At 74.2% G+C, this 22,174-nt stretch carries 17 protein-coding genes; 8 read left to right on the top strand and 9 right to left on the bottom strand.

Going from position 1 to position 22,174, the window contains the following annotated elements:
• Nucleotides 1–31: 31 nt before the first annotated feature.
• Together ACFY15_RS24350 and ACFY15_RS24345 are read right to left on the bottom strand one after the other, a co-directional pair.
• Nucleotides 32–826: a helix-turn-helix domain-containing protein gene (locus ACFY15_RS24350; RefSeq protein WP_390687885.1), complete on the bottom strand. Its 795-nt coding sequence runs from the start codon at nt 824–826 to the stop codon at nt 32–34.
• A 108-nt stretch (nt 827–934) separates the two neighbouring features.
• Complete coding sequence (locus tag ACFY15_RS24345) at nt 935–1,975, bottom strand: WD40 repeat domain-containing protein (protein WP_390687884.1); 1,041 nt, start codon at nt 1,973–1,975, stop codon at nt 935–937.
• A 107-nt stretch (nt 1,976–2,082) separates the two neighbouring features.
• On the opposite strand from ACFY15_RS24345, the gene ACFY15_RS24340 reads away from it, so the two are divergent.
• The 3 genes from ACFY15_RS24340 (at nt 2,083) to ACFY15_RS24330 (ending at nt 4,976) form a co-directional block, all read left to right on the top strand.
• The gene (locus ACFY15_RS24340) at nt 2,083–2,778 is read left to right on the top strand and encodes a GDSL-type esterase/lipase family protein (protein ID WP_390687992.1); all 696 of its coding nucleotides are present in this window, start codon (nt 2,083–2,085) and stop codon (nt 2,776–2,778) included.
• Between the two features lie 59 nt (nt 2,779–2,837).
• Nucleotides 2,838–3,836, top strand: a complete 999-nt coding sequence (locus ACFY15_RS24335; RefSeq protein WP_390687883.1) for an aldo/keto reductase — start codon at nt 2,838–2,840, stop codon at nt 3,834–3,836.
• Between the two features lie 168 nt (nt 3,837–4,004).
• Nucleotides 4,005–4,976, top strand: coding sequence for an MmcQ/YjbR family DNA-binding protein (locus ACFY15_RS24330; RefSeq protein WP_390687882.1), 972 nt, complete (start codon nt 4,005–4,007; stop codon nt 4,974–4,976).
• Nucleotides 4,977–5,034: 58 nt separating this feature from the next.
• Here ACFY15_RS24330 and ACFY15_RS24325 read toward each other — a convergent pair whose 3' ends face one another.
• From ACFY15_RS24325 to ACFY15_RS24310, 4 genes are all read right to left on the bottom strand, one after another.
• Entirely contained in the window at nt 5,035–5,784 is a 750-nt protein-coding gene (locus ACFY15_RS24325) for a hypothetical protein (protein ID WP_390687881.1), read from the bottom strand.
• A gap of 218 nt (nt 5,785–6,002) precedes the next feature.
• Nucleotides 6,003–6,563 carry an RNA 2',3'-cyclic phosphodiesterase gene (gene thpR, locus ACFY15_RS24320; RefSeq protein ID WP_390826061.1) on the bottom strand — a complete coding sequence of 187 codons (561 nt, stop codon included), beginning with the start codon at nt 6,561–6,563 and terminating at the stop codon, nt 6,003–6,005.
• A gap of 44 nt (nt 6,564–6,607) precedes the next feature.
• A complete protein-coding gene (locus ACFY15_RS24315; protein WP_390826060.1) occupies nt 6,608–9,061 on the bottom strand; it encodes an HAD-IC family P-type ATPase in 2,454 nt (817 codons plus the stop codon).
• Between the two features lie 140 nt (nt 9,062–9,201).
• Entirely contained in the window at nt 9,202–9,486 is a 285-nt protein-coding gene (locus ACFY15_RS24310; RefSeq protein WP_390687878.1) for a DUF2530 domain-containing protein, read from the bottom strand.
• A gap of 139 nt (nt 9,487–9,625) precedes the next feature.
• Between ACFY15_RS24310 and ACFY15_RS24305 the strand changes: the two genes are divergently transcribed.
• A complete protein-coding gene (locus ACFY15_RS24305) occupies nt 9,626–11,053 on the top strand; it encodes an NCS2 family permease (RefSeq protein ID WP_390687877.1) in 1,428 nt (475 codons plus the stop codon).
• On the opposite strand, the gene ACFY15_RS24300 is transcribed toward ACFY15_RS24305, so the two are convergent.
• Nucleotides 11,046–11,228, bottom strand: a complete 183-nt coding sequence (locus ACFY15_RS24300; protein ID WP_007265601.1) for a hypothetical protein — start codon at nt 11,226–11,228, stop codon at nt 11,046–11,048. The genes ACFY15_RS24305 and ACFY15_RS24300 overlap by 8 nt on opposite strands.
• 158 nt (nt 11,229–11,386) lie before the next feature.
• Between ACFY15_RS24300 and ACFY15_RS24295 the strand changes: the two genes are divergently transcribed.
• Both ACFY15_RS24295 and ACFY15_RS24290 read left to right on the top strand, forming a co-directional pair.
• The gene (locus ACFY15_RS24295) at nt 11,387–11,824 is read left to right on the top strand and encodes a MarR family winged helix-turn-helix transcriptional regulator (RefSeq protein WP_042820695.1); all 438 of its coding nucleotides are present in this window, start codon (nt 11,387–11,389) and stop codon (nt 11,822–11,824) included.
• A gap of 25 nt (nt 11,825–11,849) precedes the next feature.
• Nucleotides 11,850–13,208, top strand: coding sequence for an MFS transporter (locus ACFY15_RS24290; RefSeq protein ID WP_390687875.1), 1,359 nt, complete (start codon nt 11,850–11,852; stop codon nt 13,206–13,208).
• A gap of 91 nt (nt 13,209–13,299) precedes the next feature.
• Here ACFY15_RS24290 and ACFY15_RS24285 read toward each other — a convergent pair whose 3' ends face one another.
• Both ACFY15_RS24285 and serC read right to left on the bottom strand, forming a co-directional pair.
• Nucleotides 13,300–16,395, bottom strand: a complete 3,096-nt coding sequence (locus ACFY15_RS24285) for a sacsin N-terminal ATP-binding-like domain-containing protein (RefSeq protein WP_390826081.1) — start codon at nt 16,393–16,395, stop codon at nt 13,300–13,302.
• Nucleotides 16,396–16,780: 385 nt separating this feature from the next.
• A complete protein-coding gene (gene serC, locus ACFY15_RS24280; protein WP_390826059.1) occupies nt 16,781–17,899 on the bottom strand; it encodes a phosphoserine transaminase in 1,119 nt (372 codons plus the stop codon).
• A gap of 95 nt (nt 17,900–17,994) precedes the next feature.
• On the opposite strand from serC, the gene ACFY15_RS24275 reads away from it, so the two are divergent.
• Together ACFY15_RS24275 and ACFY15_RS24270 are read left to right on the top strand one after the other, a co-directional pair.
• Nucleotides 17,995–21,114: an FAD-binding and (Fe-S)-binding domain-containing protein gene (locus tag ACFY15_RS24275; RefSeq protein WP_390826058.1), complete on the top strand. Its 3,120-nt coding sequence runs from the start codon at nt 17,995–17,997 to the stop codon at nt 21,112–21,114.
• Nucleotides 21,115–21,161: 47 nt separating this feature from the next.
• Nucleotides 21,162–22,097, top strand: a complete 936-nt coding sequence (locus ACFY15_RS24270) for a DMT family transporter (RefSeq protein WP_390826057.1) — start codon at nt 21,162–21,164, stop codon at nt 22,095–22,097.
• Nucleotides 22,098–22,174 lie beyond the last annotated feature (77 nt).

Below are 22,174 nucleotides of genomic sequence, written 5' to 3'. Positions count from 1 at the left end.
ACGGGCACCGCCGGGTGGCCGGAAGGCGATCCTAGGCCGGTGCCGCTCCGGTGCACGTGCGTTGCGCGCAAGGATCGTTGACCTTGCGCGCAACGCGTTTGCGGCGCAGTTCCGTCGGGCTCGTCCCGTACGCCTGGCGGAACGCCCGGCTGAAGACGGTGGCGCTGCTGAAGCCCCAGCGGGCGGCGATCGAGTGCACCGGCCGGCGCCTCAGGTCCGGCCGGAGCAGGTCGGCGCGGGCGGCCGCCAGCCGACGGCCGCGGATGGTGGCGGCGACGCCCGCGGGCCGGCCCTCGAAGAGGAGGTGCAGGCGGCGCAGGGAGATGTGGTGGCGGGCGGCCACCGCGCCCGGAGTCAGCTCCGGATCCGCGAGGTTGTGCTCGATGTAGGCGTCGATCTGCCGCAGCAGCACCTCCTCGCGGGCCTCGGTGGAGAGGTCGTCGTACACGTCGAGGCGTTCGGCGAGGCAGGCGGTCGCCAGGCCCAGCGCGGCCGAGCCCAGCCGGGCCAGCTCCCGTTCCCCGCAGCCGTCGGCGTGGGCGCCGACGCTGCCGAGGAACTGGGCCAGGGCCGCGCCCGTGCCCCGCGTGGCGGGGATCGGCTGGGCCAGCAGCCGGTCCACCCGCTCCGGCCGGAACGGGAGCGAGGTGCGCGGGAGCTGGAGCACCACCGTGCGGTCCGCAGCGGGGGTGGCGCCCGCCTCGTACGGGTGGGACGTGTCGCAGAGCACCAGGTCGCCGGTGACCAGGGCCAGTTGGTAGCGCTCGGGGTCGGCGGTGCGGGGGGACGTGGACACCCGGACGGGGCCCAGGTCGAGGTACTCCATGCCGCCCCCGCCCCTCCGTGTCGTGCCCTGCATGGGCATGCCATATCGCTGTTCGAGGGCTGGGACGCCTCCGCGCTCCCCGGCGGTTCCGGCCGGGGGCGGGCGGCGTCAGCCCCTCGGCCGGCGCCGCCGCAGCACCCGCTTGGCCGCCAGGACCAGGGCCGTCCCCGCCGCGAGCACCAGGGCGCCCTTCGTGAAACTGCCGCCCTGCGCCCCGTCCGCGCCCTTCGCACCGGACGACCCCGCCGCCGGCGCGGGGTGCGCCGGATCGGAGGGGGCCGCGGAGGCGGCGGGTGCCACGGGAACGGCCACCACCCGGCTGCCCGCCCCCTCCGCCCCGAACAGCAGCGTCCGCCCGTCGGGGGAGTACGTCACCGACTCCGCCTGCCCCTGCCAGGGCGCGTCCACCCGCTCACCCTCACCCTGCGGCCGCCCGTCCTTCCAGGGATACGTCCGCGCCGTGAAGTAGCCGCGCAGCGTCAGCCGGGTGCCGTCCGGGGAGAACGCCCCGTCCGTCACCCACGGCACCTCCGCCACCCGCCGGAAGACGTTGCGCCCGTCCGCCGACAGCTTCTCCGGACCCTCGTACAGGCCGCCGCCCTGCTCGTTCTTGCTCGCGATGTACACCCGGCCCGTCACCGGATGCACCATCAGCGCCTCGGCGTTGCGCGGCCCGTCCGCGTACACGGCCGTGAACTGCTCGGCCTTCACGGTGGCGTCGGCCAGCTCCTTCGGCTCCGGGAACCGGTAGATCCACACGTGGTCCCAGGTGCCGTCCCGGTTGTCGCCGATGTCCCCGACGTAGAGGTTCCCGTCCGGGCCGAGCGAGATGGCCTCCACGTCGCGCGGGGTGCCGATGCCGGCCATCGTGATCCGGGCCACCGTCTTGCCCGTCGCCGAGTCCACCGCGTACACGTACGGGCCGTCGTCGCTGTCGTTGTGCGTCCAGTACACGCCCGGATGGATCCGGCTGGCCGCCAGCCCGCTCGACTCCGTGATCCGCGGATCGGTGATCGTGAACCCGGACGCGGTGGGGGCCGGACTCCCGGTGGCCGGGGCGGCGCCGGAGGCCGCGGCGGCACCCGGCAGCAGCAGGCCCAGGACGAGAGCGGCGGGAACGGCGGTCGTCGGCACGGTCAGCAGGCGCATCCCCCCAGCCTGCCAGGACCGGCCCGGCCGGGCGGCACGGCCCGTCCGGACCCCGGCGTGTCCGGCATCACAGGGGCTCCCGCCGCATGATCCGCGATGATGACCGGATGCGTTTCATGTTCGTCGGCGACTCCATGACCATCGGACGCGCCGGCGACTACACCTGGCGCTACCGGATGTGGCAGCACCTCGGCGCCACCCTCGGCGACGGCTCCTTCGAGGTCGTCGGCCCGCGCAGCGCGCTCTACGACACCGCCTGCGACGCCCCCTCCAGCGACGCCTACGCCGACCCGGCCTTCCCCGGGCCCGCCCGCCGCCACCTGGCCGGCTGGGGCGAGGGCTGGCAGCACATGGCACCGCTCATCGGACCGGCCGTCCGCGAGGCCCGGGCCGACGTCCTGCTCGTCTCCCTCGGCCTGATCGACCTCGGCTTCTACACCAAGGCCGACCAGACCGCCGCCAACGCCCGCGCCTTCGTCGAGGCCGCCCGCGAGGCCCGCCCCGGGATCCGGATGGTCCTCCTGCCGGTCATACCCAACGTCCGCGCCGAGGAGGACGCCCCCTTCGCCGAGGAGGTCGTCCGCTTCAACGAACTGCTCGCGAAGACGGTCGCCGACCTCGCCGACGCCGCCTCCCCGATCCTGCTGGCCGCGCGCCCGCACGCGTACGACATCCACCGCGACACCTACGACGGCACGCACCCCAACGCCTCCGGCGAACACCGCCTGGCCGGCGAGTTCGCGGCCGTCCTCCACCAGGCCTGGGGCATCGGCGGCCCCTACCGCCGACCGGCCGACGCGTAAAGCGGCGCGGCCGCGGGGGTCTTGCTTCGAGCCCACTCCAGGCAGTTGGCTTGGGCCCCATGAAGTACACGCAGCTCGGACGCACCGGCCTCAAGGTCAGCCGACTCGTACTCGGCACCATGAACTTCGGCCCCCAGACCGACGAACCCACCAGCCACGCCCTCATGGACGCGGCGCTCGACGCGGGCGTAAATTTCTTCGACACTGCCAATGTCTACGGCTGGGGTGAGAACAAGGGCCGCACCGAGGAGATCATCGGCACCTGGTTCGCCCAGGGCGGCGGCCGCCGCGAGAAGACGGTCCTCGCCACCAAGGTCTACGGCTCGATGTCCCGCGAGGGGGAGACCTGGCCGAACTTCGACCGGCTCTCCGCCCTCAACATCCGCCGCGCCGTCGACGCCAGCCTCAAGCGGCTGCAGACCGACCACATCGACGTCTACCAGTTCCACCACGTCGACCGCCGGACCCCCTTCGAGGAGATCTGGCAGGCCGTCGAGGTCCTGATCCAGCAGGGCAAGATCCTCTACGCCGGATCCTCCAACTTCCCCGGCTGGAAGATCGCCCAGGCCAACGAGGCCGCCGCGCGCAGCGGCCGGCTCGGGCTCGTCAGCGAGCAGTGCCTGTACAACCTCGCCGAGCGGCGCGCCGAGATGGAGGTCATCCCGGCCGCGCAGGAGTACGGGCTCGGTGTCATCCCGTGGTCGCCGTTGCACGGGGGCCTGCTCGGCGGGGCGATCCGCAAGCAGGCCGCCGGCGGGGGGACGGGGCGCAGCTCCTCCGGGCGGACGGCGGACGCGCTCGCCGACACCACGGTGCGGGCGCAGGTGCAGGCGTACGAGGACCTGCTCGACAAGCACGGCCTGGAGCCCGGCGACACGGCCCTGGCCTGGCTGCTGACCCGGCCCGGCGTCACCGGACCGATCGTCGGCCCGCGTACGCGGGAGCAGCTCGCGTCCGCGCTGAGGGCGGTGGAGCTGGAGCTGTCCCAGGAGGTGCTGGCCGGGCTGGACGGGATCTTCCCCGGGCCGGGGCCGTCGCCGGAGGCCTTCGCCTGGTAGGGGAGGGGCGGCCCCGGGGCTACTGGCCCACCGCGGCCGCCACGGCGACGACGACGAACATCAGCACGAGCACACCGGCCATGACGCGGTTTCTGGTCTTCGGATCCACCCGTCGAGACTAACGCGGCAGCCCCCGGCCCCCGTGCCAGGGGCTGCGAGACTTCCGTCATGGTCACAGTCGACGACGTACGGCGGCTGGCGCTCGCGCTGCCGCGCACCGAGGAGCACCTCGTCCGCGACCGGGTGAAGTTCCGGACAGGCCGGATCGTCTACCTCGCCCTCTCGCGGGACGAGACCGAGCTCGGCTTCGCCTTCCCCAAGGAGGAGCGGGCCGCGCTCGTCGCCGCCGAGCCGGAGAAGTTCTTCCTGCCCGGCCCGGGCGACATGCGCTACCACTGGGTCGAGGCGCGGATGGCCGCCCTCGACGTGGCGGAGCTGGAGGAGCTGGTCACCGACGCCTGGCGGATGTGCGTGCCGGCCGGGGTGGCCCGCGCGTACCTGGAGGGCGGCCTGCCGCCCGCGCCCGGGCTGGCCCGGCTGCGGGCGGCGGCCGAGGTGTTCGGGGCGTTCCCCGGGGTCGACCGCAGCTGGCTGGCGCTGCGCGCGGACACCGTGCCCGGGCTCGACCTGTCGGGCGCCGGGCACCGCACCGCCCTGCACCGCTGGCTCAACGCCTGGGGCTGCCGGATCCGCTATCCGCGGGAGGGCGAGCCGGACGTGTTCGGGGAGGGGCTGGCCCGTTGGTGGTCCCGGCACGAGGACCTGCCCGGGACCCGGCTGGCGGACCTGGGCGACCGGGAGATCGCCCGGCTCGCCGCCGCGTACGGGGAGCTGGCCGCGCTGCCCGTCGGGCGCCGGACCCTCGGTCCGACGGCCGCCGCGAAGGCGCTGTTCGCGCTCCGGCCCGACACGGTGATGCCCTGGGACGCGGCGATCGCGCAGCGGCTGTGGGGCGCTCGGGACGAGGCGGCCTTCGCCCGGCACCTGGCGACGGGCCGGGCCTGGGCGCGTGCCGCGCTCGCGGAGAGCGGCGGCCTGGACGAGGCCGCGCTGGCCGCGGAGCTGGGCCGGCCGGGGTTGCCGCTGGCCAAGCTGCTGGACGAGTACCTGTACGTGACCATCACCCACCAGGGGGCCTGAGGGAGTGCGCGGCGGTGCCGCCCCCGCGGGGCGGGAGCGGCACCGGGGCGTGCGTGGGTCAGGCCTTGCCCTTGAGGTTGCCGACCAGCTGGTTCGTCAGCTTGGTCGCGCCCGCCAGTCCCTTGTCGGTGCTGCTGCTGACGAGGACGGTCACCACGGAGTGGCCGACCCGGGCGGCGACGAGGGTGGTGCCGCCCTGCCAGGCGGGGCTGGTCTCGGTGATGGCCCAGGCGCCGTCGCCGACGCCGGCGAGGGGCTTCTCGGTGACGGTCACCGTGCTGTGGGTGGGCTCGTCGGGGTAGCTCGGGCAGGCCTTGGAGAGCATGCCGAGCGCGCCCAGGACGGTCGTGGCGGTGGTGCCCTGGTAGACGTCGACCTCCTGGGCGAACTCCTCGGAGGTGTTCTTGTTGACGTACGCGTTCTGCGCGAACGAGACGCCGGTGATGCCGGTGATCTCGGTCCAGGCGGTCCCGCCGAGCTTGGTGCAGTCGGGGGTGGGGACCTCGGCGGTGGCCGGGGCCCGGTAGGCGGGGCCGGTGTCGCGCTCGTCGGCGGGGTCGGCGGTGAAGCCGGCGGCGAAGAAGGAGGCGGGTGCCAGCGCGGCCTTGAGCTGCGTACCCGTCAGGAGGCCCTTGTTGGGGCCGTCGACGGCGGGCGCGGCGGCGGGGGCGGCGGCGGAGGGTGCCTTCGGCGCGGCGGTCGTCGGGGCGGCCTTGGGGGCGGCCTTCGGGGTGGCCGAGCAGGCCGTGAGCGCGAGCGGAAGGACCGCGACGGCGAAGAGGGCGGCGACGGGAGATATCTGACGCACGGTGTGGTTCGACCTCGTTGTTCGGATGCACTGCTGGTTCCGGCCGGCCGTGCCCCCGGCCGTCCCCCGGCCCGCGCGGGGGAGCGCGGCGCGTCCGGTTCAGCGACAGGACTCGCGCATCACATCGGGCTGCCGTCGGTGGGGCAAGGGTTCAGCGGATCCTTTGCTTCCGTATGTGAAACCTTTTTCGAAAACCCTGCACGAGTGCCCGAATAGTGCTAATGGCCGGTCAGGGGCCATTGCCCGACGACCTCGTAGCGCGGCTGCTCGCCGGGGACCCCGGGGACGGGCGGATTGCTGCGGACCAGGCGCAGGGCATCGACCTGCCAGGGCGTGCCCTCGAAGCCGGCGAGGGCGTCGAGGCAGGGCCGCAGGTCGGCGTGGTCGTGGCGGGCCCGGGCGAGGGTGAGGTGCGGGGCGTACCGGCGGTGCTGCTCCATGGGGATGCCGGCCCGGCGGGCGGCGGCGTCGGCCCGCTCCGCGAGCAGGCGCAGCGCGTCGAGCCCGCCGGCGGCGCCGATCCACAGGGCGCGGCGGCCGAAGCGGCCGGCGCCGTGGAGGCGGAGGGGGAAGGGTGCGGTGCGGGCGGCCGCCCGGGCGAGGCGGGTGTGCAGTTCGGGGAGGAGGGGGTCCGCCACCTCGCCCATGAAGGCGAGGGTGAAGTGCCAGCCGGCTTCGCCGGTCCAGCGGAGGTCTTCGGTGGCGGGCACCGCCTGGACCGCGTCCCGTAGCTCGGCGACGGCGTCACTGCTCGGCAGGACGGCTGCGAATAGCCTCACGCTCCGACGATAGCCGCTGGGCGGGCCTGCGCCCTGTGCCGTTCCTACGCCGGGAAGCGGTGGTCCACCCAGCGGAAGGCGATCTCGATCAGGGCCGCCGCCGCTGCCGCGATCGCGACCGCGATCCACGGCATCGTCACCCCTTCCAGCTTGAGCTGGAAGAAGTGCTGGAGCCAGGGCACCACCAGGACGAGCAGGAACGCCGCCCCCATCGCGGCCACGAGCGCCAGCCGCCACCAGGTGTACGGCCGGGCGATGATCGCCAGTACCCACAGCGAGGTCAGGAACAGCGTCAGCGTCGCCGCGCTGGTCTCGGACGTCAGGGCGTCCGGGCCGGTGTAGTACGCGCGCGCGATCAGGTACGAGACGAAGGTGGCCACCGCCGCGACGGCCCCGCCGGGGATGGCGTAGCGCATGACCCGCCGCACGAAGTGCGGCCGTGCCCGTTCCGTGTTCGGGGCCAGTGCCAGGAAGAACGCCGGGACGCCGATGGTGAGCGTGGACAGGAGGGTGAGGTGGCGGGGGAGGAAGGGGTACTCGACCTGGGAGCAGACCACCAGGATCGCCAGCAGCACCGAGTAGACCGTCTTGACGAGGAAGAGGGTCGCCACGCGGGTGATGTTGCCGATGACCCGCCGGCCCTCGGCGACCACCGACGGCAGGGTGGAGAAGCTGTTGTCGAGGAGGACGATCTGGGCGACGGCGCGGGTGGCCTCGGAGCCCGAGCCCATGGAGACGCCGATGTCGGCGTCCTTGAGGGCGAGCACGTCGTTGACGCCGTCGCCGGTCATGGCGACCGTGTGGCCGCGGGACTGGAGGGCGGCGACCATGTCGCGCTTCTGCTGCGGGGTGACCCGGCCGAAGACGGTGTTGCCGTCGAGGACGTCGGCCATCGCGTCCCGTTCGGCGGGCAGGTGCCGGGCGTCCACGGTGTCGGCGGCGCCGGGCAGGCCGAGCTTGCCGGCGACCGCGCCGACGGAGACGGCGTTGTCGCCGGAGACGACCTTGGCCCTGACCTCCTGGTCGTCGAAGTAGCGCAGGGTGTCGGCGGCGTCGGGCCGCAGCCGCTGTTCGAGGACGACGAGGGCGGTGGGCCGGATCCCGCTGGCCACGGCCGGGTCGTCGAGCTCGCGGGCCGAGCGGGCCAGCAGCAGCACGCGCAGCCCCTCCTCATTGAGGCCGGCGACCTCGTCCAGCGCGGGGTCCCCGCTGGGCAGGAGCACGTCGGGGGCGCCGAGCAGCCAGGTGTTGTTCTCGCCGTCGCCCTCGCTGAAGCTGGCGCCGCTGTACTTGCGGGCGGAGGAGAAGGGCAGCGACTCGGTGCAGCGCCACTCGGCGCTGTCGGGGTAGGCGTCGACGATCGCCTGGAGGCTGGCGTTGGGGCGGGGGTCGGACTCGCCGAGGGCGCCGAGGACCTTCTCGACGTAGGCGGGGTCCGCGCCGCCGAGCGGGCGGAGCTCGGTGACGTCCATGCCGCCCTCGGTGAGGGTGCCGGTCTTGTCGAGGCAGACGACGTCGACGCGGGCGAGGCCCTCGATGGCCGGCAGCTCCTGGACGAGGCACTGCTTGCGGCCGAGCCGGATGACACCGACGGCGAAGGCCACGGAGGTGAGGAGGACGAGGCCCTCGGGGATCATCGGGACGATGCCGCCGACCGTGCGGGCGATGGCGTCCTTGAGGTTGTCCTCCTTGACGACGAGCTGGCTGATGATCAGGCCGACGGAGGTCGGGATCATCATCCAGGTGACGTACTTGAGGATGGTGGAGATGCCGGTGCGCAGCTCGGAGTGGACGAGGGTGAAGCGGGAGGCCTCTTCGGCGAGCTGGGCGGCGTAGGCCTCGCGGCCGACCTTGGTGGCGGTGAAGGCGCCCCCGCCGGCGACGACGAAGGAGCCGGACATGACCGGGTCGCCGGGCTTCTTCAGGACCGGGTCGGCCTCGCCGGTCAGGAGGGACTCGTCGATCTCCAGCCCGTCGGCCTCGCCGACGACGCCGTCGACGACGACCTTGTCGCCGGGGCCGAGCTCGATGACGTCGGAGAGGACGATCTCGGAGGTGGAGATCTCGGCGGTGGCGCCGTCGCGGCGCACGCTCGGTCTGACCTCGCCGATGACGGCGAGTCCGTCGAGGGTCTTCTTGGCGCGCATCTCCTGGATGATGCCGATGCCGGTGTTGGCGACGATCACGAAGCCGAAGAGGCTGTCCTGGATGGGCGCGACGATCAGCATGATCACCCAGAGGACGCCGATGATGGCGTTGAAGCGGGTGAAGACGTTGGCGCGGACGATCTCGGCGGTGGAGCGCGAGGAGCGCAGCGGCACGTCGTTGACGTCGCCGCGCGCGACCCGCTCGGCGACCTCGGGAGTGGTCAGACCGCCCGGCTTGAAGCGGGGGGCGGGGGGCTTCACCGGGTGTACGGGGTCCAGCTCGGCCCCCGCGTCGATGGCGGCCGCCGGCCGCTCGGGCCCGTCCTGGTCGATCCTCGCCCGCTGGGTCATGTTTTCGACGGTAAAGGGCGTTCCTGCGCTTCACCCGCCGAGCGCCGGGAAGATCCGACTTCAGGATGAGCGGAATCGTCCCCTGGTCTCCCCGTGCGCTGTCCGCCGTCCGCCGTCCGGCCGCCCCGCGGCTACGGCGGCTACTGCGGCTGCTCGCCCCGCGCGGCCCGCTCCGCCCGCTCCGCGGCGTGGCGCTTGAGGGCGGCGTCCCGGCCGCGGACGTACCAGACGCCGATGAGTCCGAGTCCGCCGCCGGCCGCGCAGGTCCACACCCACCACAGCAGGTCCTGGTCCGCGAACCAGCCGTAGAAGGGCAGCTGGACGAGGAACATGGCGAACCAGAGGATCGTGCCGCCGGTGATGGTGGCGACAACCGGCCCCTCCAGGGGCTCGGGCGCCTCGTGCGTAGGAGTCCACTTCGCCATGGGACCCAGTCTAGGTGGCCGATTTCGGAGTCTACGCGCGGAGATGGACTGCCCGCGGCTGGTGTGTTCATACTGAAACGGTTTGCCTACGGCCGGATTCCTTCGTAGGAACCACTAAATCGACCAGTTTGAGGACCGCATGAGCACCTCGGCACCCGCCGCGGCCCCCACCAGCGGCCTGGACCGCTTCTTCAAGATCTCGGAACGCGGCTCGACCGTGGGCCGCGAGGTCCGGGGCGGCCTGGCGACCTTCTTCGCGATGGCCTACATCATCGTGCTGAACCCGATCATCCTCGGCAGCGCGAAGGACATGTACGGGCACCAGCTCAACGGCGGCCAGCTCGTCACCGCCACCGTCCTGACCGCGGCCTTCACCACCCTTCTCATGGGTGTCATCGGCAACGTCCCGATCGCGCTGGCCGCCGGCCTGGGCGTCAACACCGTCGTCGCCCTCCAGCTTGCCCCGCGCATGAGCTGGCCCGACGCCATGGGCATGGTGGTCCTGGCCGGCTTCGTCGTGATGCTGCTGGTCGCCACCGGTCTGCGCGAGCGGGTCATGAACGCCGTCCCGCTGGGCCTGCGCAAGGGCATCGCGATCGGCATCGGCCTGTTCATCATGCTGATCGGCCTGGTGGACTCCGGCTTCGTCACCCGCATCCCGGACCTCGCGCACACCACGGTCCCGCTCCAGCTGGGCGGCAACGGCCACCTGCACGGCTGGCCGGTCCTGATCTTCATCGTCGGCGTGCTCCTCACCTTCGTGCTGCTGATCCGCAAGGTGCCCGGCGCGATCCTGATCTCCATCGTGGCCATGACCGTCGTCGCGGTCGCGGTGCAGCTCGCCACCGACCTGCCGGACACCGCCTGGGGCCTGACCGTGCCGGCCTGGCCGGGCAACCCGGTGGCCGCCCCCGACTTCGGGCTCGTCGGCCAGGTCAGCCTTTTCGGCGGCTTCGGCAAGGTCGGGGTGCTCACCGGCGTCCTGTTCGTCTTCACCGTGCTGCTGTCCTGCTTCTTCGACGCGATGGGCACCATCCTCGGCGTCGGCGACGAGGCCAAGCTGACGAAGCCGGACGGCACCTTCCCCGGCATCAACCGGGTCCTGCTCGTCGACGGCCTCGCCGTCGCCGCGGGCGGCGCCACCTCGTCCTCCGCCACCACCTGCTTCGTCGAGTCCACGGCGGGCGTCGGCGAGGGCGCCCGGACGGGCCTGGCCAACATCGTCACCGGCGGCCTCTTCGCGGTCGCCCTCTTCCTGACCCCGCTCGCCACCATGGTTCCCTCGCAGGCGGCCACCCCCGCGCTCGTGGTGGTCGGCTTCCTGATCCTGGCCGGCTCGGTCAGGGACATCGACTGGAGCGACTTCACCGTCGCCGTCCCGGCCTTCATGGCCATGGTGATGATGCCGTTCACCTACTCGATCACCAACGGCATCGGCATCGGCTTCATCAGCTTCTGCGTGCTGCGCCTGGCGACGGGCCGGGGCCGCGAGGTGCCGGCGGCCATGTACGCCGTCTCGGCGGTCTTCGTCTTCTACTACGCGATGCCGGCCCTGGGCCTCACGTAAGCCCGTAGAACTTCTCCGTCTCGTCGACGGCGGCCTTGAACCGCTCGTCGAAGTCATCGCGAATGAGCGTCCGGACGACATAGTCCTGGACGCTCATTCCGCGTTTGGCGGCGTGGTGCCTCAGCCGCTCCAGCAGCTCCCCGTCTATGCGCATGCTCAGCACATGAGTCCCCATGCCGAAAGGGTCGGGCCACGGGGTGAGCGCGTGCGCCCCTTTCCCCGCCGGACTCACCCGTACGAGTGATCCGGCCGGATCGGTTCTCCTGGCCCTTCCGCCGCCCCGTCCGTCACCCCCTGCGTTCGTTAGCTAGAGTAATGAGTTATTCTAAGTACATGCCAGACCTCTCCCATGGCGACGACGCTGCCGCCGTGAACGACCTCCGCTCCGCCGTGATGCGGCTGGGCCGGCGCCTGAAGCACCAGCGCGTCGACGAATCGCTGAGCCCGACCGAGATGTCGGTGCTCGGCACCCTCGCCCGCTGTGGCCAGGCCACGCCCGGTGAGCTCGCCCGCAAGGAGCACGTCCAGCCGCCGTCGATGACCCGCATCGTCGCGTTGCTGGAGGCCAAGGGACTGGTCAGGCTGGAACCGCATCCCGACGACCGCCGCCAGAAGGTGGTCAGCCAGACGGAGGAGGCCGAGGCGATGCTCGAAGAGAGCCGCCGCAAGCGCAACGCCTTCCTGGCCGGGCTCGCCGCCGAGCTCACCGAGGACGAATGGGCCAAGCTCCGCGCGGCCGCTCCCGTCCTGGAGAAGCTCGCGCACCTCTAGGAACGACGCCAGGAGGCGAACGCTTTTGAGTACGGGAACCGGAGGGAACTCCGCACCCGGCCACATACCCACCCCCCAGACCCCGAGCGGGAACAGAGGACCGGGCACCCGCTCGCACTCGATGTTCAGCTCACTGAAGATCCGGAACTACCGGCTCTTCGCCGCGGGCCAGGTCGTCTCGAACACGGGCACCTGGATGCAGCGCATCGCGCAGGACTGGCTGGTCCTCTCCCTGACCGGCTCGGCGTCGGCCGTCGGCGTGACCATCGCCCTGCAGTTCCTGCCGATGCTGCTGTTCGGCCTCTACGGAGGCGTCCTCGCGGACCGGCTGCCCAAGCGGCCGCTGCTGATCGCCACACAGGCCGCGATGGGCCTCACCGGCGTCGCGCTCGCCGCCCTCACCCTGGCCGGGAACGTCCAGGTGTGGCACGTCTACCTCGCCGCGTTCCTGCTCGGCCTGGTCACCGTCGTGGACAACCCGGCCCGGCAGACCTTCGTCTCCGAGATGGTCGGCCCCGCGCAGGTCGCCAACGCCGTCAGCCTGAACTCCGCGAACTTCCAGTCCGCACGGCTGGTCGGCCCGGCGATCGCCGGCGTGCTGATCACCGCCGTCGGCTCCGGCTGGGCCTTCCTGCTGAACGGGCTGTCCTTCGCGGCGCCGATCGCCGCGCTGCTGCTGATGCGCACCCGCGAGCTGTACCGGGTCGAGCCGCAGCCGCGCGCCAAGGGACAGCTGCGCGAGGGCCTGCGCTACGTCGCGGGCCGGCCCGAACTGGTCTGGCCGATCGTCCTGGTCGGCTTCATCGGCACCTTCGGCTTCAACTTCCCGATCTGGCTGTCGGCCTTCGTCGACGACGTCTTCCACGGGGACGCGGGCACCTACGGCGTGTTCAACACCCTGATCGCCGCCGGCTCCCTGGCGGGCGCCCTGCTCGCCGCCCGGCGCGGCAACACCCGTCTGCGGCTGCTGGTGACGGCGGCGGTCCTCTTCTCCGTCCTCCTGTTGGTGACGGCGTTCGCGCCCGGCTACTGGCTGTTCGCGGCCCTGCTGGTGCCGGTGGGCATGTTTGGGCTGACCGTCAACGTCGTGGCCAACTCCAGCGTGCAGATGGCCACCGACCCCGAGATGCGGGGCCGGGTGATGGCCCTCTACATGATGGTCTTCACCGGCGGCACCCCCGTGGGCGCCCCGCTGGTCGGCTGGATCACCGACACCTACGGAGCCCGCCTCGGCATGGCCGCGGGCGGTGCGGTCTCCCTGGCCGCGGCGGTGGCCGTCGGCCTGATCCTGCGCCGCGTCGGCAACCTCCGCCTGCGCCTCGGCCGCCACGGCCTCACCTTCGTCCCGGCGACCCCGCCGCGCGAACTGGCCCCGGCGGCGTAACCCGCGACCACGCCCCGTCGCCGGCCGGACCGTACCGCCCGGCCGGCGACGGGGCCGCCTCCGGGCGACGACAGGACTTTGACGGCAGCCCCTAGTCGAACCACCGGTCCCGGGCGAGCTCCGCCGTGCGGGACGGGTCCTCCAGGAGGGCCGCGACCTCGAAGCGGCGCGGCCACTGCGACGCCGCCCAGGCCAGGCCCGCCGCCACGCCCTCCAGCGTCGCCGCGTGCAGGACGCCGTCCGGGGTGAGCCGCCAGTCCAGCTCCGTGCCGCCCGCCACCAGGTCCCCGTGCTCCACGTACGTCTCCGGGGTGGCGGCGCCCAGCAGCACCCGTACGGCCTCCGGCACCTCGTGGACCTCGCCCGGCGTGGTCACCTCCGCCGGGACCGTCTCCGACAGCCGCCGCACCTGGAACAGCTCCGCCAGGTCCGCCGCCCGCGACGGCGCCACCGGCAGCAGCGGCAGGCCCTCCGTCAGCGGCAGCAGGTCGGGGGCGTCGCAGACGACCGCGTCGGCAGCGTCCACCACGACGACCTCCCCGTCCACCACCGCCCGCAGCTCGTCCGGGAGCGTCACGTGCTCCGGGTCCAGGTCGGCCAGTGCCCCGTACAGCCCGTGCAGCTGCCGGCCCGACACCTCGCGGTCCGGGTCCGCCAGGCGGCCCAGCAGCTCGGCCGCGCCGCCCGGCTCCTCCAGCAGGGCGCGCACCGAGGTGCGCACGCCCAGTGCCCGCAGGACCTGCTCGTCCTCAAAGCCCGTCGCGTCCGCCGGGGTGTACAGCCCCGCCAGCAGCGGGTCCCCGCCCGCGGCGCGCAGCCCCGCCGGGCGGCGGCCGTCGAGCACCGGGTGGTCGCGCAGCCACCACGCGGTGTACGGGCGGACCGACCGGGTCGTGCCGTCCGGGAGCAGCACCCGCACCGGCTGGGTGAGCGCGTCCCGCAGCGGGGGCTGCGCGAGCATCGCCAGGGCCTGGGGCCAGCGGTCGTCGTCGACGAGGTCGAGGTCCCGCACGGCGATCAGCTCGGTGGCCACCGGCGGCACGGGCGAGTCGGGGAACTGGTCGAGGATGTCCTCGCACCACACGTCGACGGCGTCCAGCAGCCCCGCGTCGTCCGGCTCGGCGTAGTCGCCCTCGCGGGGCTCCAGCTCGTCCGGGTCGAGGACCACGTCGGTGGCGCGGACCAGCTGGAAGGTCGTCAGCACCCCGCAGGCGGCCAGCGTGTCCGCGTCCCAGCGGGCGGCCAGCTCGGCGTCCAGGCAGGCGATCTCGTCCTCGCGGACCACGGACGCGAGGGGGCTCCCGGCGAGGAGCAGCTCCCCGGCCGGGGTCGGTTCGCCGTCCTCGTCGGGCAGCGCCAGCGCGCCCAGCCAGGGCTCGTCGCCCGGGGCCAGGCCGGCGTCGCGGACCAGCGTCAGCACGATTTCGGCGAGCTCCTCGGCGTCGGGGGCGTCGGAGTCCTCGTCCCAGACCTCGCCCGCGTCCAGCGAGCCGGCCACCGCGGCCCGGATCTGCGGGGTCGTCAGGACGGCGCGGGCGGTGGCGGGCAGGGCGCCCAGCTTCTCCAGCAGCGGGTGCGCGGCGTCCGGGTGGGCCACCTTCAGCCCCAGCCGGGCCAGGTCGGCCGGGGTGTCCGGGCCCGGCAGCAGGATGTGGCGCGGGCCGATCGCGGTGCGGCCGTCGGCGAGGGGCACGGGCAGCCCCGACAGCCGGTCCGGGTCCACCCCGGCCAGGGTGTCGTAGAGGCTGTGCCACCACTGCGGGGTGCGCTCGATGCCCGCGATCCGCTCGATGGCCTCCCCCAGCGGGAGCCGGCCCACGCCCAGGGTGCGCAGTTCGGGCCGCCGTTCCAGCCCGGCGGGCAGCAGGGTCGGGAGGACCTCCGCGAGGACCTGTACGGTGTCGGCGCCGGCGCCCTCGACGACCTCGGCCTCGAAGGGGCGCAGCCGGGCCAGCTCCTCGGAGGGGACGGCCGGGGCGAGGAAGCCGGTGCGGGGGAGGCGCCGCAGGACGGCGGCGCGCAGGGCGCCGTCGAGCTCGCCCTTGCCGAGCGGGCCGGGGACGAGGTCCACCAGGGCGGGGGTCACCGGGTCCCAGGCGGCGAGGAGTTCGGCGTAGGCGTCGGCGGCGCGCTCCACCAGGAAGTCGGCCAGCGGGCCGGGCGCGTGGTGGCGGCGGGAGGTGTCCATCGGCAGGGAGGCGATGAGCAGGGCCGGGATGCCGAGGGGCTCGTCGGTGGGGGTCGGCGCGTGGACGACGGGCGCGGTGCGGGGGCGTTCGGGGGCGCCGTCGGCGTCGACGGGGGCGGCCCAGGTGACGCTCCAGGTGGGCCGCAGCCGCTCCTCGACGGGCCGGCCGGCGAGGAGTTCGCGCGCGATGGGGCCGTTGCGGCGGACGGTGCGCCAGCGGTGGGTGCCGGAGGCGGAGTCCTCGATGACGGTGTACGGGCCGTCGGTGTGCCGGTAGAGGGTGCGGGTGCCGCTGGACGGGGTGTCCACGACGACCTCGGTCAGCCCGGGGAGGGTGAGCAGGAGGGCGTCGTCGACGCCGTGCAGGAGGCGTTCGGCGAGGTCCTCGGCGGCGGCGTCGCGCAGTGGGAGGACGACGACAGTGTCGTAGCCGTCGGGGGCGGTGCCCTCGGCGGGCAGGGGCAGGCGCAGCAGTGGCACGTGGCCGTCGCGGCGGCGCAGTTCGTCGCCGAGGCCGGGGCTGAAGTGGGCGGCTTCCCGGGCCATTTCGCGGGCCTCGGCGAGGGACCAGCGGACGCCGCCGTGCCGGCCGAGCACCGCAGGCTCGTCCGAGACGGCCAGGACGGCCGCGAAGCCGACGCCGAATCGGCCGACGGTGTCGGCGGAGGAGGCGCCCTCGCGCTTGGCGGAGGCGCGCAGGGTGCTGAGCGACTCCACGCCCGTCGCGTCCAGCGGGGCGCCGGTGTTGGCGACGGCCAGTACGCCGTGCCCGCCCTCGCCGGGGGCGGCGGGGTGCAGCGTGAGCCGCAGCCGGCCGGGCACGCGGCCGCGGGCGGCGGCGTCGGAGGCGTTCTGCGCCAGCTCGACGACGAGCCGGTCGCGGTAGCCGCCGAGGGCCAGGTCCTCCTCGGCGTTGGCGTCCTCGCGGAACCGGGCCGGCCCGGCCGCCCACGCGTCGAGCACCGCGCGCCGCAGCCGGGCGGTACTGAAGGGGTCCATGCCGCTCTGGGCCGCCGTCACTCGCACGTTCACGCCGCTGCCTCCACGCTGTGCTGCCTCCACGTCCTGCTGTGAAGGTATCGCGTGGGCGCCTGGGCCTCGCCCGTGAGGTGGGTGAACACGACGACGCCGACGGGGCGGACCCAGGCGCGGGCGGGGGCCCGGCCGGTGTTCACGGTGATGACGACCTCGTCGCGGGGGCGGCCGAAGTCGGTGGACAGCCGGAGGGCGGAGGAGCGCCCCCGCCGCCAAGGCGTCCGTGACCGGCTCCCTCCGCCCGGATCTCCGGGACCAAGGTTCCGGCGCCCGGGCCGCCGAACGCGAGGAGCCCCGGCGCCGGGACGGCACCGGGGGCTCCACGCATGTCAGCGGGCAGGGACGGGGATCAGAGGTGCTCGATCACGTAGTCGACGCACGCGGTCAGCGCCTGCACGTCCGCCGGGTCGATCGCCGGGAACATCGCGATGCGCAGCTGGTTGCGGCCGAGCTTGCGGTACGGCTCGGTGTCCACGATGCCGCTGGCGCGCAGCACCTTCGCCACGGCCGCCGCGTCGATCTCGTCGTCGAAGTCGATCGTGCCGATGACCGCCGAGCGCTTGTCGGCGTCCTGCACGAACGGGCTGGCGTACTTCGACGCCTCCGCCCAGCCGTACAGGTTGCGCGCGCTGGCCGCCGTACGGGAGGTCGTGAACTCCAGGCCGCCCTGGCCGTTCATCCACTCCAGCTGCTGGTTCAGCAGGAAGAGGGTGGCCAGCGCCGGGGTGTTGTACGTCTGGTTCTTCAGCGAGTTGTCGATCGCCGTCGGCAGCGAGAAGAACTCCGGGATGTGCCGGCCCGACGCGTGCACGCGGGCGGCGCGCTCCAGGGCGGCCGGGGAGAACGCGGCCAGCCACAGGCCGCCGTCCGAGGCGAAGGACTTCTGCGGGGCGAAGTAGTAGACGTCGGTCTCGGTGATGTCCACCGGCAGACCGCCCGCGCCCGAGGTCGCGTCCACCAGGACCAGCGACCCGGCGTCGGCGCCCGCGACGCGCTTGACGGGCGCCGCGACACCCGTCGAGGTCTCGTTGTGCGTGTACGCGTACACGTCCACGCCCGCCTCCGCCACCGGCTCGGGGTGCGTGCCCGGCTCGGAGGAGATGACGGACGGCTCGTCCAGCCACGGCGCGAGCTTCGCCGCCTTGGCGAACTTGGACGAGAACTCGCCGAAGGTCAGGTGCTGGGACTTCCGCTCGATGAGACCGGCGGTCGCGATGTCCCAGAAGGCGGTGGAGCCGCCGTTGCCCAGGATCACCTCGTAGCCCTCGGGGAGGGAGAAGAGGTCCCGGAGGCCCTGGCGCACCGAGCCGACCAGGTTCTTGACCGGGGCCTGGCGGTGCGAGGTGCCGAGCAGGGAGTTACCGGTGGCGGCGAGGGCGTCCAGCGCCTCGGTCCGCACCTTGGAGGGGCCCGCGCCGAAGCGTCCGTCGGCGGGCTTGATGTCAGCGGGAATCTGGATCTCAGCCACGAGCGGAGCGTATCGGGTCTCGGACCGGCCGTCGGAGCCGCGTCCACCCGGTGAGACACGGGCGGGTGATACGCGGGTGATGGGAGGGTGTGTCCGTGACGTCTCCAGGGGATCTTGAGCGGGCATTGCGGGCCGAGGTGCGCGGGGAGGTGGATTTCGGGGCCGCCGCACGGGCCCTGGCGACCATGGACGCCTCCAACTACCGGCGCGTGCCGGTCGGTGTCGTCGCCCCGCGCGACGCCGAGGACGTGGCGGCCGCGCTGCGCGTGTGCGCCGGCGCCGGCGTCCCCGTCGTCCCCCGCGGCGGCGGCACCTCCATCGCCGGGCAGGCCACCGGCACCGGCGTGGTCCTCGACCTCACCCGGCACATGGACGCCCTCGTCGCGGTGGACCCGGCCGCCCGTACCGCCGTCGTCCAGCCCGGACTGGTCCTCGACCGGCTCCGCGAGGCGGTGCGCCCGTACGGGCTGACCTTCGGCCCCGACCCGTCCACGCACTCCCGCTGCACCCTCGGCGGCATGATCGGCAACAACGCCTGCGGAGCCCACTCCGTCGCCTGGGGCACCACCGCCGACAACGTCGCGGAGCTGTCGGTGACCACGTACGGAGGCGCCCGCCACCGGCTCGCCGAGGGCTGGACCGGCGCCCCGCCCGGGCTGCGGGACCTGGTCGCGGGGAACCTCGCGGTCCTGCGCACGGGACTCGGAGGGGGGCCGGACGGGGGGTTCTCGCGCCGGATCTCGGGCTACGGCGGCCTCGACCGGCTGCTCCCCGAACGGGGCACGCGCGTCGCCCAGGCCTTCTGCGGCAGCGAGGGCACCCTCGGCGTGGTCACCGAGGCGGTGGTCCGCCTCGTGGAACTCCCGCCCGCACCCGCCCTCGCGGTGCTCGGCTACCCCGACGAGAGCGCCGCCGCCGACGCCGCGGCCGGGCTGCTCCCGTACCGGCCGCTGACCGTGGAAGGCATGGCCCAGGACCTGGTCCGGGGCGCCGCCGGGCTGCCCAGGGGCGGGGCCTGGCTGTTCGTCGAGACCTGGGACGAGGGGGCGGCACACGGCCTCGTACGGGCCGCCGACGCCCTCGACGCGGTGGTCGTCGCGGACCCGGCCGGGCAGCGGGCGCTGTGGCGGATCCGCGAGGACGCCGCCGGCACCGCGACCCGGCTGCCCGACGGCCGGATGGCCTGGCCCGGCTGGGAGGACTGCGCCGTGCCCCCGGCCCGGCTGGGCGCGTACCTGCGCGAGTTCCGGGCCCTGCTGGCCCGGCACGGGCTGAGCGGGACCCCGTACGGGCACTTCGGGGAGGGCTGCGTCCACGTCCGGATCGACTTCGACCTGGTGTCAGGGCCCGGGATCGCCCGCTTCCGCTCCTTCTCCTCCGAACTGGCCGACCTGGTCGTCGCCCACGGTGGCTCCCTGTCCGGGGAGCACGGAGACGGCCAGGCACGCGCGGAACTGCTGCCGCGCATGTACGCCCCCGAGGTGATCGGGCTCTTCGGCGCCGTCAAGGACGTCTGGGACCCGGCGGGCGGCATGAACCCCGGCGTACTGGTCCGCCCGGCCCGCCTCGACGACAACCTCCGCTTCGCCGTCCTGCCGCCCTCCGCCCCGCTGGCACGGGAGGTGGCCCGCTGCGTCGGCGTCGCCAAGTGCCGGTCCGAGGAGACCGGCGGGGCGGAGGTGATGTGCCCGTCGTACCGGGCCACGGGCGAGGAGCGGCACTCCACGCGGGGACGCGCGCGGCTGCTGCACGAGATGCTCGCCGGGGAGGTCGTCCGCGACGGGTGGCGCTCCGCGGAGGTGGCCGAGGCGCTCGACCTCTGCCTGGGCTGCAAGGGCTGCCTCAGCGACTGCCCGGTGGGCGTGGACATGGCCGCGTACAAGTCCGAGTTCCTGCACCGCCACTGGAAGGGCCGCCCGCGCCCCCTGTCCCACTACCTCCTGGGTGGCCTCCCGACCTGGCTCCGCATGATCGCCGCCCTCCGGGCCGCCCGGCTGGTCAACGCCGCGGGACGGCTCCTGTGGGTACCGGGGCTGGCACGGGAACGGCGGCTGCCGGAGGTGGCACCGACCCCGTTCACCGGCCGACGGCGGCTCCGCCGGCACCCGGCCCCGGCTGCGACCGGGACTCCGGCCTCGTCCACGTCCGCGTCCCCGGCTTCGCCGCCGCCCTCGGCTTCGCCCCCGGCCCCGGTCGTGCCCCCGGCTTCGCCCCCGTCCCCGGCCCCGTCCACGGCTGCGGTCGTGCCCCCGGCCCCGTCCCCGGCCCCGTCCCCGGTCGTGCCACCGGCCCCGTCCCCGGCCCCGTCCCCGGCCCCGTCCCCGGCCCCGTCCCCGGCCCCGTCCCCGGTCGTGCCCCCGCCCCCGGCCCCGTCCCCGGCCGTGCCCCCGGCCCCGTCGTCGGTCCCGGCTGGGGCTGCGGTCGTGCCCCTGGCCCCGGCCGCGCCGCCCGCCGGCGTCCAGGTGGCCCCGGGGGCGACGCCGCCCCGGGTGACCCTGTGGCCCGACACCTTCACGGACCACCTGTCCCCCGACACCGCCCGCGCGGCCCTCCGTGTGCTGGCCGCCGCCGGGCTTCCCGTCACCGTCCCCGACGGCCCCGTGTGCTGCGCCCTGACCTACGTCTCCACCGGCCGCCTCACCCGCGCCCGCAAGGTCCTGCGCCGCACCCTGGACGCCCTGGGGGAGGCGGAGGGCCCCGTCCTCGTCCTGGAACCCAGCTGCGCCGCCGCCCTGCGCGGCGACCTGCCCGCCCTCCTCCCCGACGACCCCCGCGCCCACCGCCTCGCGGCGGCGGTCCGCACCTTCGCCGAGACCCTGGAGGAGTACGCCCCCCACTGGACCCCGCCCCGCCTGGACCGGCCGGTCGCGGGCCAGACCCACTGCCACCAGCACGCCGTCCTCGGCGACGCCGCCGACCGCCGGCTCCGCGACCGCGCCGGCCTCACCGGCGAGCTCAGCGGCGGCTGCTGCGGCCTCGCGGGCAACTTCGGCTTCGAACCCGGCCACCACGCCGTCTCCGTCGCCTGCGCGGAGGAACAGCTCCTGCCGTCCCTGCGCGCCGCCGTCCCCGGAACCGCGGTCCTGGCGGACGGCTTCTCCTGCCGCACCCAGATCGCCCAGTTCTCCGACCACCGCGCCCGCCACCTGGCGGAACTCCTCGCCGAGGCCCTCCCACCGGAGCAGGACCCGGACCGGGACCGGCACCCCATGTAAGCCAGAACACGCACGCACGACCCTTACTCACCCCTTAATCTGTAAAAATGCCCGCACCCTTCCCGTCCTCCGCGACCACCCCCGCCCAGTCCCGGCCCGCCCCGTCCGGCTCCACCCCCCTCCCGCAGGGCGGCAGCCGCTTCGGCCCGGTGGCACTCGTCGTCGCGGCCGGGGTCTCGGTGCAGTTCGGTGCCGCCCTCGCGGTCATGATCATGCCGAGGGCGGGTGCGGCCGGCGTGGTCACGCTGCGCCTCGCGGCCGCCGCGCTGGTCCTGCTGGCCGTCTGCCGGCCCAAGGTGCGGGGCTACACGCGCGCCGACTGGGGCACGGTCGTCGCCTTCGGCGTGGCCATGGCGGGCATGAACGGCCTCTTCTACCAGTCCATCGACCGCATCCCCCTCGGCCCGGCGGTCACCCTGGAGGTCCTGGGCCCCCTGGCCCTCTCGGTCCTGGTCTCCCGCCGCCTCGTGAACCTCCTGTGGGCCGGCCTGGCCCTGGGCGGCGTGGTCCTCCTCTCCGGCCACGGCGGCGGAGACTTCGGCTTCGGCTCCCTGGACCCGCTCGGCGCGGCCTTCGCGGTCGGCGCGGGCGCGATGTGGGCGGCGTACATCGTCTTCAGCGCCCGCACCGGCCGCCGCTTCCCCCAGGCGGACGGCCTGGCCCTGGCGATGGCGGTGGCCGCGGTCATCTCGCTCCCCCTGGGCGTGGTGGAGGCGGGCTCCGACCTCCTGGTCCCGAGCACCCTGGCCCTGGGCCTCGGCGTGGCGGTCCTCTCCTCGGTGCTCCCCTACACCCTGGAACTCCTCGCCCTCCGCCGTCTGCCGGCCCCGACGTTCGCGATCCTGATGAGCCTGGAACCGGCGATCGCCGCCACGGCCGGCTTCCTGGTCCTCCACCAGGCCATGTCCCCGCTGGACGCCCTGGCGATAGCCCTGGTCATCGCGGCCAGCATGGGCGCGGTACAGGCCCAGAAGCGGCACTGACGGCCTGGGCCGGGCGGTGCCGTCCGGCCCAGGCGGACCGCCGGCAGGGGAAGAAGCCGGCCCGCACCGTGTCCTCG

The organism is Streptomyces sp. NPDC001373 (genome assembly GCF_042895815.1).
In the GTDB taxonomy this organism is placed as follows: domain Bacteria; phylum Actinomycetota; class Actinomycetes; order Streptomycetales; family Streptomycetaceae; genus Streptomyces.
This window is presented reverse-complemented; position numbering and strand designations above follow the sequence as displayed.